Annotated in this window: 8 protein-coding genes; 2 read left to right on the top strand and 6 right to left on the bottom strand. The window is 47.6% G+C overall.

What is annotated here, in order from left to right; genetic code table 11:
- Positions 1 to 81: 81 nt before the first annotated feature.
- From ABWW03_RS04550 to ABWW03_RS04540, 3 genes are all read right to left on the bottom strand, one after another.
- Positions 82 to 942, bottom strand: a complete 861-nt coding sequence (locus ABWW03_RS04550; protein ID WP_353406650.1) for an acyl-CoA thioesterase — start codon at positions 940 to 942, stop codon at positions 82 to 84.
- Positions 943 to 1,178: 236 nt separating this feature from the next.
- Complete coding sequence (locus ABWW03_RS04545; protein ID WP_353406649.1) at positions 1,179 to 1,922, bottom strand: SDR family NAD(P)-dependent oxidoreductase; 744 nt, start codon at positions 1,920 to 1,922, stop codon at positions 1,179 to 1,181.
- A gap of 139 nt (positions 1,923 to 2,061) precedes the next feature.
- On the bottom strand, positions 2,062 to 2,565 hold the full coding sequence (locus ABWW03_RS04540) for a winged helix-turn-helix transcriptional regulator (RefSeq protein ID WP_353406647.1): 504 nt from the start codon (positions 2,563 to 2,565) through the stop codon (positions 2,062 to 2,064).
- A 157-nt stretch (positions 2,566 to 2,722) separates the two neighbouring features.
- On the opposite strand from ABWW03_RS04540, the gene ABWW03_RS04535 reads away from it, so the two are divergent.
- Together ABWW03_RS04535 and ABWW03_RS04530 are read left to right on the top strand one after the other, a co-directional pair.
- Entirely contained in the window at positions 2,723 to 4,546 is a 1,824-nt protein-coding gene (locus ABWW03_RS04535) for a sulfatase-like hydrolase/transferase (RefSeq protein ID WP_353406646.1), read from the top strand.
- 43 nt (positions 4,547 to 4,589) lie between these two features.
- Positions 4,590 to 7,298: a sulfatase-like hydrolase/transferase gene (locus ABWW03_RS04530; RefSeq protein WP_353406645.1), complete on the top strand. Its 2,709-nt coding sequence runs from the start codon at positions 4,590 to 4,592 to the stop codon at positions 7,296 to 7,298.
- Here ABWW03_RS04530 and ABWW03_RS04525 read toward each other — a convergent pair.
- From ABWW03_RS04525 to ABWW03_RS04515, 3 genes are read right to left on the bottom strand one after another with little or no spacing between them, the layout of a single operon-like run.
- Positions 7,295 to 8,212, bottom strand: a complete 918-nt coding sequence (locus ABWW03_RS04525) for a glycosyltransferase family 2 protein (protein WP_353406643.1) — start codon at positions 8,210 to 8,212, stop codon at positions 7,295 to 7,297. The genes ABWW03_RS04530 and ABWW03_RS04525 overlap by 4 nt on opposite strands.
- Before the next feature lie 6 nt (positions 8,213 to 8,218).
- Entirely contained in the window at positions 8,219 to 10,003 is a 1,785-nt protein-coding gene (locus ABWW03_RS04520) for a glycosyltransferase family 2 protein (protein ID WP_353406642.1), read from the bottom strand.
- Positions 10,000 to 12,429 carry a glycosyltransferase gene (locus ABWW03_RS04515; protein WP_353406641.1) on the bottom strand — a complete coding sequence of 810 codons (2,430 nt, stop codon included), beginning with the start codon at positions 12,427 to 12,429 and terminating at the stop codon, positions 10,000 to 10,002. Before ABWW03_RS04515 ends, ABWW03_RS04520 begins: the two co-directional genes overlap by 4 nt.
- Positions 12,430 to 12,438 lie beyond the last annotated feature (9 nt).

Below are 12,438 nucleotides of genomic sequence, written 5' to 3'. Positions count from 1 at the left end.
TACAACATCATATGATGTTGTCGATGGGCATCACCATGGCGAAGTTTATCAAGCGAGAGACGAAAACTCTCAAATAGCGGGTTAATCCCGGACTCGAATCAAGCCTTCCTGAGCGGTGGAAGCGACCAAACGGCCATCGTGGCTGTAAAAGCTTCCCCGATTAAAGGCCCGGCTGCCACCGCTCTTGGGGCTGTCTAAATGGTAATAAAGCCATTCATCGACGCGCACCGGCTGATGAAACCACATGGAATGATCGAGACTGGCGCCCTGAATTTTTTCCATCAAGCCACGAACACGATGAGGCCTTAAGCCTGTGGTCATTAATTTGTAGTCTGAAATGTAGGTCAACAGAGTTCGGTGAACATTGATATCGTCCGACAACCTGCCGTTAAAGCGAAACCAAAAACCGTGCTCAGGCTCCGCTGGCTCCGGATCAATCGGGTGTTGCGGCTGCGAAGAACGGATATCCACCATACTCAGCGGAAAGATAAACGGGGCACTTTTATCATTGTGCTCAGCATAAATACGCTCGTTGCGGCTCTGGTCACTCTCCAAGTCTTCAGGCATCGGGGTGCCTTCGGGCAGGTCCATTTGATGCTCAAGCCCTTTTTCGACTTTCTGGAAGGATATTGAACAATTGAAGATTGCTGCACCATTCTGCTTGGCAACAACACGACGGGTATTGAAACTGCCACCATCTCGAATCGGGTCCACATCAAAAATAATTGGACGCTTGGCGTCTCCAGGGCGCAAGAAATACGCGTGCATGGAGTGTGGTTGGCGTTCACTGTCTATGGTTCTGGCAGCCGCATTGATCGACTGGGCAAGCACTTGCCCGCCATACACTCTAGGCAACGCCAGAGGAAGAGAATTACCTCGGAATAAATATTTATCCAGTTGCTCGACTTCCAAAGTATCGAGCAATTGATTGAGTTTATACATCGGGGATATCGAACCTGTTTACATTACTATGGGCATCACTTCAGATTTTGCGCCGCAAAACAGGCCTTGTGGAAGTCTTGGTGCTTCTTACATTGACGTGTACTGTTGAACGACAAAGCTCACTTTACTGAGCCTCGATCAAAAGAACAACTCATAATCCGCCAAGAAACAGGCACAGTAAACCGAGCGAGCGGTATTTTGCAATAAAAAGGGCGCTTGAAAACACCCGCGTTTCTTTACCAGCTTTCCACCCAGGGCCTCAGATCCATCTCAAATGTCCAGGCGTCTCGAGGCTGGCGATGCAATTGAACGTAGGCATCGGCAATGGATTCAGGGCGCACGATATCATCTTCCTGCCGGTCGGTTTTGTGGACCAAGAAATTCTCTCGTATCCAGGCGGTGTCCACCGCCGCATCAATCACCACATGGGCTACATGAATATTTTGAGGTGCCAGCTCACGTGCCATGCTCTGGGCCAGGGCTCGCAAACCATGCTTGGCACTGGCAAAGGCTGCAAACCCCGCAGCCCCCCGGACACTGGCCGTCGCTCCGGTGAAAATAATGGTGCCCTTGTTTCGAGGCAACATCGTTTTGGCCGCTTCACGACCGCTCAGAAATCCAGCAAAACAAGCCATTTCCCAAATTTTGGAGAATTTGCGGCTGCTGGTTTCAAGGATCTTCATGGGGACATTGGCACCGACATTGAACACCACCACCGCCAGCGGCCCAACGTCAGATTCAATACGAGCAAATAAGGCGACGATCGCCTCCTCGTCGCGGGCATCTACCGACCAACCATGAGCTTTGCCACCCGAAGCTTCGATCTCTTCGACCAAACCCTTCAAGCGATCACCATTGCGACGCACCGCAACCACGGTATAACCCTCTTGGGAAAAACGCCTGGCAATTGCACTGCCAATCGCGTCTCCTGCACCCACAATCAAAGCGACCTCACCTTTGCCTGCCATCTCTTCACCCACGCCCGTCACCTCACGCTATCGTATTGATCAGACCTTGCGAACTGACCCTCTTATGATTTTCACCATCATCAAACAATGGGTTCCATTTTGCAACCATATAGTGGAATGTATCCAAAACCCGAAAGCCAGACGGGTATTATCAGGAAGATTTAAGTGCGCGGATTCCCGGACGCAGCTCGTCCAGATCCAAATTTGACAGCGCCGGACCCGCCACAGGCTTCATATCTTGGGGGCGAATAGGGTCTTTGCATTCCGGACAAAAGTAGGTGGGCTTAATTCGCTGGCCGCAGGATTTATGCACATACTCAATCGGTGCTCCCTGGTCACCTGCCATCCAACGGTCACCCCACTGTACCAATGCCAGCATAATGGGGTACAAATCCAGGCCCTTTTCAGTCAATAGGTATTCGTAACGGGGAGGCTTTTCCTGGTACAGCACTTTCTCAAATACGCCTTGCTCTACCAGCTTGTGTAAGCGATCGGATAGGCGGTGCTTGGTCAGGCCAATATCAGACTGGAAATCTGAAAATCGACGGGCCTTCAGAAAGGCGCTGCGGATGATCAGCAGACTCCAGCGGTCACCCACGACCGACAGGGCTCGGGATACCGAACAAGTCTCGTTGCCAATGTCGTTCCAGCGCATGATATGTACCTTTTATGACCGTAAAGGGATTATAGGGCGATGGGAACGGGCTGGCAAAACCGCATATAACTCATTTGAGTACTTGATAAATATTTCACATGTATGACAATTGCCTTACCCATTCATGACGCAAGGATTATTCGCGGATTCTTCATTGATGCCCAGCTTTACACTCAGCGCCTCAATACTCCTGTTTACCATCGCGCTAGGACTCACCACCCGATTCACATTTAAGCAGACAACCCGCACGGTTTGTTTTTTACTCGCCATACTGTGGGTCATCTTAAGCTGTACGTTTTTTGTGGCGGACTATTTCAGCGGAAACGGAATCGACGAAGCAACCGTATATCACATGCAATACGGACTGGTGGGAGCAGGCTTCGGGGAATACCTGGAGCTGATCGCGGGAAGTTCGGCGGGGTTGATCCTCATCCTGGCATTGTTGATCTATTCGTTCTTTTTTATTCGTAGGCCCACAGCGCCAAAACATATAGCCGCTTTACTGCCAATCGGCTTACTTGCTGCAGTACTCTGTAATCCTGCAAGCCTTAACTTGTATCGCCTTTCCGGTCTCGACCGGCCTCAACAAGATTCTGACTTTCAGCAGTACTATCAAGCACCAAGTATTTCCGCGACCCGGAGCAAAACCAAAAACATCGTCTATATTTACGCCGAAAGCCTGGAGCAGAACTATTTCGACGAGACGCTTTTCCCTGGCTTGATGCCTAAACTCAACGCCTTGACGGCAGACGCTTCACTGTTTACCAATATTCATCAGGTCTACGGAACCAGTTGGACGATTGCCGGAATCGCCGCCAGCCAATGCGGCATCTCACTGGTCACACCGTCACATGGCAATTCCATGTCGGGAATGCCTGAATTTTTACCTGGTGCGACTTGCCTGGGTGACCTCTTAAGCAAAGAAGGTTACCAACTCAACTTTATGGGGGGGGCTCGACTGAAGTTTGCCGGCAAGGGAAAGTTTTTGAAGAACCACGGCTTTCAGAGCATCAAAGGCCTCAATCATTTTAAGAAAAACGACACCATCAACAAGAATACCTCGTCCTGGGGGCTCTACGATGATCAGTTGTTAAGTCTTGCCCGAGACGAATTCAAACAGCTGCAGCGCCAAGGCAAACCTTTTGGCTTATTTGCGCTCACCCTTGATACCCACCACCCGAAGGGACATGTATCCAAAAGTTGCCGTGAAAGCCGTTACCAGGATGGCAGCAATCCCATGCTCAACGCAGTCCACTGCACCGATACGCTGTTGGCAGACTTCATACAATCCATTCGAGCCTTGGATACGGACAATAATACGGTTATTGTTTTGGCCTCTGATCACCTGGCCCTGAAGAATCTCGCCTGGGACACACTCAAAAAGAAACCTCGAAAAAACTTTTTGATGATCTTCGATCCAGAGACAGACGGACAATCCATTCATACCAAAGGGTCTCCACTCGATATCGCGCCTACACTGCTGTCATCCGTGGGATTCGACGCAAACATTGGACTGGGTAAAAACCTCTTTGATCCCAGCGTGACAAGTTCAGCGAACATCAATGACAAACTGCCAAGCTGGCAAATGGACTTCTTGGCATTTTGGGAGTTTCCACAGTTGTATGGGCACACGACCATCGACTCAAATGAAAAGAAAGTGTCTTTTTCCAAGCAGGCACTGAATATTCCTGTACTGATTGAAGTGAAGCCCGATCTCAGAACGATTGCCCGTTTTCAATTTGATCGTTCCGTGGGACACCATTCCTTTTTAGACCATATATCGGAATTACCGCCCGGCTCTCATTTCCTCTGGATTGATTATTGCAAAAACATGCCATCATTAGAGCAGGAAGGCATCTTGAAGGGCACGTTCTGCCTGGGTGGTGGAAAACCGGGCAAAGTAAAAAATATTAAAGTCCTTGAGCCGAAGGAACGACTTTCAATCAAAGAGCTTCGACACTTAATGGATATGAGCTCCTGAGCCGGTCGATGCGGGCAATCATTGTGCGTAGGTCACGATAAATTTGAACCGCTTCGTCACCGGAAAAAATACATCGAGTAAAATACACGTAAAAATAACGGAAGAACCCGCTGCAAAATGGGAACTGCACGCCTTGAACACACAAGGCCACCCTCTGGAAGAACTGATGAAACCTAGCTACAGCACTACCTTTATTGCCTTGATTCTTGGCTTTGTACTTTCCTATTACTACTTAAACCAAGTACGCCCCATCAAGTACGAGTTCATTGTTGAACAGCTTGATGGACAAGGTCCCGCGCAGTTTTTTTGCGACGCCGGCGCAGGTTATCACGGGAAATATCACGCTTTATTCCCCTATTCAGACGATACGGCATTGGGAGGGAAACACTACAAATACTACGGGCAGATACCCTGTTCAGGGGAAGCCGAAAAACTGCGCTTCGATTTTGCCGTTGGGCCAGGAAAAATACTTGTTAAAAGCGTAAAAATCAGAACGTTTCGCTGGATCGATGTTGATCTGCAAACCATCCACGATGAACACCTGAGAGCCTTAAACGCCGTCAAATCAATGAATTTAACGGAGCGCGGACTGGTATTGGAAGCCTCCGCAAGCGATCCTCACGTACAAATACTCAACAACATTCAGAACTTTCGCACCGTTGACCCATTGTCTTATGGAGTCACCGTACTGTTCTTTTCCCTCATAAGCTATCTGTTCATGAGGGTGCTGATTAGATTGTGGGTATTCTTTGCCAACATTGCCATGAGCATTGAATCGGTACGCTATCGGCTTGGCGGGCATGCCGACTCTCTGGTCAAAGCTTTCGGTAAGTACTGCCTTGACGTCGTGAAACGATCCTCCGAGCTTAATTACATTATTGTTGTCGGCTGCTTTCTGATCGCCAGCATTGCCAATGTGTTGTTCATCAAGCACATTTATCAGAGCTATTCCTACGGCGCTCTGTCTGCATTATTTGCAGCGGAGCTGAGGATTACCGCACTTCTTATTGTCAGTGTGATTGTGTGTAGCTTGGTAAAACACCATAAGCGTCTGTATACATTGCTGCTGACCTTGGTTTTCCTGTCTTCCGTTGCTTATCTGGCCGATGCACTGCTGTATCGAATTAACGGTATGCATGTATCCCACGGTATCGGCATGCTTTTGGATGGCGGCATCGGTAATTTCTTCAGGAACCTGAAATTTACCAAGCTCACCCCGGTTGAATTGGTGATTTACCCTCTGCTCTTGCTTGCCGCGATTGTGGGCACCTATCTGATCAGTTTTTTGAGTGTAAACTACACTCGCACGAGACCGGTCACGGTGAACAACGCGCTTATGTTGTTCGTTTGTCTGCTTATTTTTTCCGGTCTGCTTGTTGAACAAAAATTCAGTGATACCATTAAATCATCCAAACTCTATGCCATAGAACAACAGGAATTGCCTCTCTACCTGAAAATCTACGAAGCTCGATCTTACCTGTTTTCTCTGGAGATCAAACTGAGAAACGACCAAACAAATTGGACAGCTACGGAAGAGGTCGAAGCCCTTAAAAAGCCCGACATTTACTTGTTTATTCTGGAGTCTGTCCGTCAGGATGTCACCAGTCCACACGTTACGCCCAGCCTGGAAAAATTAAGACAAGATGCCATTGAGTACCATTCTTCCATTTCCGACGGCAACGCCACGCACTACGGCTGGTATTCCATTGTTAACTCCCAATTCCCGCTGCACTGGGAATCGTACCGAAACTCTCAGGGCGTTTTGGGCTCAACGGCTTTGAGGCTCTTTAAAGACGCAGGCTATGCCATCAATGTTCACAGTGCCAAAGACCTCAACTATCTCGATTCCAAACGCATCATGTTTGGCGAGAAAGAAAAAGTGTACGACTACTTAACACCGGTTTCCTCGCTGTCAGCACCCGAGAGAGACGTTCGAGTCACTGAGGATTTAAAAGCATCCATCGCACAAGCACACAATGCGCAGCCCAGCTTGAACATTATTTTTTATGATTCCACTCACTATCCGTATACCTGGCCCGAAAATTATCCTGCCAACTTTGAGCCATATGCCGGCGAACCTGTATCCGCCATATCGTTAAACACAGCTCGGGATCTTTCGATCAGTGACCGGAAAATGATTGTTAATCGATACAAAAACTCTATTCATTTTACCGACCACTTAGTGGGTCAAGTGATGGATGCCTTAAAGGCCAATGACCAGTACGAAGATTCGATTGTGGTTGCGGTGGGCGATCACGGCCAGCAGTTTATGGAACATAATTTCTTGATGCACGGCAAATCCCTTTATGCTGAAGATTTAAGCATCCCCTTGATTCTGAAAATTCCTCAGCAAACGCCTGGAAAACGCCCTGGTGTTGCGTCTCAAATTGATATTATGCCGACGCTTCTCGACGCAGTTGGCCTCAAGCAGTACGCCGCTTTCGTGAGTGACGGCACCTCACTTCTTGACGACACACGAAGACACGAGTTTGCCATTAGCGCGGCAGCTGGCATTCAGAACACGCCTTTTAATATGATCTTAGAAACTCAACAAGGTAAATTGCTGTTTGATTTGGAACAACGAGCCCCTTTGAATTCGCGCAAGATTTTCATTAAAGGCTTGTTCACAAAGGACGATAAAGAGTTTGTTCCAGGAAATGGTAATCTTGAGGATTATCGCGACCACATCAACAAGCATTATTTGCATCACTTGGGGCATGCGCATTTCTTTCAACTCAGGCAGGCTATTTAGGGGTCAGCAATCGCTTTGCCACGAACCGCCAACGTGATGTAGTGCCATAATAGGCCTCTCTCTTTGCTCATGAATAACAGCAAAGATGTTTTGATGAGAAAGCGTAGAAAATCTCTGACTTTCCACGCGCTGGGCGCATAGGGTTGTTTGTATAAATCCAAGCGGTTCTTTGTGGTGTAGTAACTGCGTCTGGGCTTGTGTTGCTTTAGCCCCAGCAGTTTAAAAAAAGAGTTCGTTTGCTCTTCTCCAATGGAATGTACAAGTTGTGCGGCATCGCAACCAAGTACCGACATATTTTTGGAAAGGGCTCTGAAACACCATTCCAAATCAATGTTATCGATAAAGTATTCTTCCTTCATGAGGCCAACTTTATCGATACTGCGGAGGGGAATATAGCTCCCCGATGTGATCACAAAATCACTGTAGTAAATTCCGGGCAGATCAACGACCGCAACATCATTTTGATTAAAAGGCCATCTGAATTGCTTGAATCGGGTCGTCTCTTGAGTATCTGGATGTATGAGCCGAGGACCAATCAAGGCACAGTCTAACGAAGACTCTGCCTGTACCATGGCATAGCAATCATCCATATTCTTCACAAAGCCCTCTATCGGCAAACTATCCTGGTCGAACAATAAAACTGCTTTGTAGGTATGTTCCTGAGCACAGCGGATGCCTATATTCAAAGCCGCCGCTAAACCAATATTGGATGATTGAGGCAGAAAATACGTCAACTTGGAAGCAAACCGATCTCCCAACTCTTCAGCATTATGTGAGCCATTATCCACCAAGCAGACATCACTCTGCTCCGCCAACGATGCAATCAACTTGTCCAGTTCCGTGAGATCCGGATTAAAGCTGACAATTACAGAGAGTAATCTTCCTTCGTTGGCCACTTCAGCAGAATCGCTCATCAGTGTTTACACCAAGCGCTTCAGCTTTTGCTTGACGAAATGTTTAACCCTGAGGCCGAGTGACGGGTTCCAAACTGCAGCATTCTGGGCTTGAGCAACGGAATCGGCCAATGTAAAGAACTCCTTGGGACTTAAATCCAAACGCAGAATCTTTTGCTTTTCGAGTGCCTGTTGATAAGCCTCATCAAGTTTCTCTTGTCGGTCCAAAGAGGTTTGCGGACAGTGCGGCACGCGATACTTCGATGTGGTTTTATCCACCATGACAAAGTCATCTTCAAAGGTATACTTTGTCCACAGATTCCAGTCTTCGAGTTGATCCATATCGACTTCAAAGCCACCCCAGCGCTTGTACACATCACGGTGAAATAGAACCGTTTGAATCGGCAGATAATTTTGTTGCCACATTAATGGACGACAGAAGGGCTGGCGGTAAACCGTTTTACTGCTGTATTCGCGGTAACTCAACGGCGCAACAGAGGCCACATCGGTAGCCACTTCCCAAGCGGTGCCGTATACACCCTTCACTTTATGGCCGAGTGCTGCTTGAATCATGACTTCGACATGATCACAGAAAAACTGATCATCATCATCCAAAAAGCCCAACCATTCCCCTTTCGCCATTTCCAAACCGAGATTTCCTGCGGCCGAACGGCCGACGCATTCTCCAGTCGCGTGATATTGAATTCTCGCATCGGAGAATTCATTTTCAATCAGCGTTCGAGCATTGTCTTCGCCATCTTCAACCACCACAATTTCCAAATTATCGTAGCTTTGATTGACCAGGCTGAGTAGAGCTTCGCGCAGAAATTCGGGGCGCTTATGTGTGCGAACTACAATACTGACCAGCGGCTGCTCACCCTGTTCACTATTGCGTCTAAATTCAAAAAAGGCACCATCTCTGTGTTGAGAATAATCCCAGCCCGGGAAACTGGCCTTAAAATTCTCTCGATACTCACGATTGGCCTTTCTCACCGCCCATAAGCGTTTCAAAAATCTAGGCACCAACAAAGCCATATGCAAACGGCGACCCGGAAAGCTTGCAGGGCGACGAGCCTCATTCACCACGCCTAGAATTCCAGCACGGATGTCAGCCCAACTACCGTATTTAGCCCGCATCAACAAATTGTTCAGTGTGCCTTCGATAACCTGCAGGGGTTTAACGGCACCCGCTTCTGAATAAGTGTCGTGAAAAACTGCCGCCCGGGGAATATAATTCAAGGTATGCCCTTTAGCGCGCAGGCGCCAAGAGATATCCACATCTTCGGCATACATAAAGAAGTTTTCATCAAAGCCGCCCACTGCTTCATAGGCTGAGCGACGATAAACCACTGCGGCACCGGAATTCCACTCGGTTTCAAGGGTCGATGGATTGTAGACTTTCGGGTGCTCAAAAGGAATCTGTCGGCATTCCCAAGCCACAACATGTTCATCAGACTGTTCGATTCTTGCAGACAATTCCGCCAGGGTATTGTTTTCGGGAATCGCATCTTGATTTAATAGAAAAATCCACGGAGCTGAAGTCCGATCAGCCAAACGATTATTGGAGCGTCCAAAGCCCAGATTATCCTGGCTCTTTTCCCACACGAAGCTCTCAAAACTGTCGCCGTACTGAGCTTCCAGCTCAGTCAGCCCGGCGACATGTTCGCTGTTTATAGAGTTGTCCCATATATTAATATTAATTCCATCAAACCCATGCGCATTCTGGTGCAACAAGGAATCAAAGATCTCATTCAGATCTTTTACATTCGGATGAAAAATAACTAGAAATATATCTAGCGTTCCGATGCTCACAACTTTAATCTCTCTTTAATGTATCGAATCAAATATGACTTCAAATTTTTCAAAATCTGTTTTAAGGAAAATCGTGCTCGGTGGAGTTCTGCTTCGCTTAACTCAAGCTTTTCCGATGTTATCTCAAGTTTCTGACTGAGTTCTGTTTCTCGCTTGTCGAGAATGGCCTTGGTTTCAGCCAGTTCCTCAATCATCTTACTTTGGGAAGCGAGATCTTCTTCAAGCTTTGCTTGCCATTGTTTATGGCTGTCTTCAATAGATTCGGCCCAAGCTTTACGCTCACTGGCCAGTCGATCCAATGAGCGGACTTCTTCCTGGGCTATTTTCAGCTGACCTTCCAAATACGATTCAACTTCCGACAATCTTCGCAGTTCGGTGCGATACGGAAGCTGATCAACACTGTAGTGCTGTAGATGTTCCTGCAAAGAGTGAAAATTCGCCAAATCCAGGGTGTTAGTATTCACATGCAGCTCCTTAATATACATATCGAGAGTCTCCGCATAACCCTGTTCCTGAAGTTTATTTCGTTTAGACGGTACAAAATCAACAAGATATTTTGCCACTTCCTGATAGCTGGCGTCAGCAGGCAGCACATGGGTGTGGCCATACAGCTTTTCCACCCTTTCCCCAAGTGCCCCCAAACCATGAACCAACACGGGTACAGGTGACGCCAGCACATCCGATAAAGCATAGCAGTAAGACTCTGGAACGCCGAGGGGAAAATAGACAAGGTCCACTTGATATAATGCCAACATGTCGGGCAATGATTCCGGCTCATAGGCTCCGGTCACGATATAATTGGCTTGCACGCTCTGGCCGCTGATTTTGTCCGAATAGCCGATATGCAGCCAATTCAAACTGGGGCCATCACTTAAGGTGAGTTCCCTCAGCGATTCAAAATAGTCAAACCCCTTATGTTTTCCTAAGGCGCCGACTACAGCAATGGTTTTTTTCCCGCAATCAAATGCCTGTTCGCGCAGCTGAACAATATGTTCTGCCTGCTCGGTTTGGATAGCTTTGGGGTTTAAGGGTCGGTCCGGGCAGAAAACATAGCCATGATTTTCATTGGAATCGCTCTCAGAAAAAACCTTGCCGTACAGCGCTTTCAGGTATTCGCTGGGGAAGAAAAGTGCAGAGGCTGATTGCCTGAGAGGTTCGCAAGCATCGATCCACTCCTGCGAACGATAACGTTCGATTTGCTTAAAATCGATGCCATTTATATCCGAGAAAATATCACTTTTGAGAAAACTGATGTCGTGATAGGTGATGTACAGTTTGATGCGCGTGAAATCGATGCCACTGAACACATCAATAATTTCCGAACTGAAGCGATGCAGATGGACATTCGAAAAAGCGAGTTGTTCAAAAAGCAACCCCAGCAACGCTTCTTTTCTATCGTAGGTATTTAGATTGTAAAAAACAAAAGTATTCAAATCCTGGAGATAGCAATACTCACCATTGATCAGCAACGCAAAGTGTTTGAGCCTGTCTTTGGTTTCCTCTACCAAAGACTGAACATACTTGAAACTGCCCCCCCCGTCCAAACCCAACACATGCAGTATCGTTTTTTCAGATCTCAGATTTTTATACAGTGCTTGCCATTGGGCCTCTGCCAGCAAACGTAACTGATAAGGTTCTGCTTCGTTCTTCTCCAGGTAACGCTGCAATAACGATTTATACTCGGGATGCAGAGACTGCAATATTTGTTCAGCTTTCTGCTTTCTTTCTGAAGATTCGCTGGAAAAGCTCACCTCACCTTCGTGATGTACGAAGACATCCATCGCCATGACATGGTTTAGCCCGGATGCGATGCAACGCATACAAAAATCATTTTCTTCACCGTAACCTTTGCCGAAATGCGCCTCATCAAAATACCCGATCTGTTCAAGACAGTTACGCTTGATGTACATGCAAAAGCCTACAGCGGTGGGAATCTCCACGGTACTAGCGGCATTCAGCTCTGCGGCCAACGCATCAACCTCAGATACATCCAACGCACCGCCTTCGTATACCTTCGCGATACCGGGCACTGAGCATATGGTTGCATTATTCGATAAGGGCGTCGCGGTGGCAATTGTTTCCGATTGGTATGCCGCTGCCTGCAATCGCTTCAGCCAGTCGTTGCTGACCAGCGCATCGCTATTCAGCAACACGACATCACGATCGCTGTCGCTCATCGCTTTATTCACGCTGGCGACAAAGCCCAGATTGCGTTCGTTCACGATCAAACGAATGCCATTCAGGGCGGATTGTTCTTTGAGATACGCTGAAATTGCTGTTTCTGGGGAGCAGTCATCAACCAATACTAAGTTTACATTGGGAAAACACAGGCTGTATTTGGCCGCCTCGACACAGGCGACGGTCTCATCAAGGCCTCGATAGACCGGAATGATAATATCAACAGCTTGGCTCAGCGTTTCGCTCATAGACCATTA

This window comes from Pseudoteredinibacter isoporae (assembly GCF_040372805.1).
GTDB classification, from domain to species: Bacteria; Pseudomonadota; Gammaproteobacteria; order Pseudomonadales; family Cellvibrionaceae; genus Pseudoteredinibacter; species Pseudoteredinibacter isoporae_A.
Note: the sequence above shows the minus strand (reverse complement) of the source record. Positions and strands in the feature narration are given on the sequence as shown.

What these genes read in the sequence shown, in the direction of transcription:
- ABWW03_RS04550 (WP_353406650.1), bottom strand. Translation starts at nt 942, where the DNA reads ATGTATAAACTCAATCAATTGCTCGATACTTTGGAAGTCGAGCAACTG.
- ABWW03_RS04540 (WP_353406647.1), bottom strand. Translation starts at nt 2,565, where the DNA reads ATGCGCTGGAACGACATTGGCAACGAGACTTGTTCGGTATCCCGAGCC.
- ABWW03_RS04535 (WP_353406646.1), top strand. Translation starts at nt 2,723, where the DNA reads ATGCCCAGCTTTACACTCAGCGCCTCAATACTCCTGTTTACCATCGCG.
- ABWW03_RS04525 (WP_353406643.1), bottom strand. Translation starts at nt 8,212, where the DNA reads ATGAGCGATTCTGCTGAAGTGGCCAACGAAGGAAGATTACTCTCTGTA.
- ABWW03_RS04515 (WP_353406641.1), bottom strand. Translation starts at nt 12,429, where the DNA reads ATGAGCGAAACGCTGAGCCAAGCTGTTGATATTATCATTCCGGTCTAT.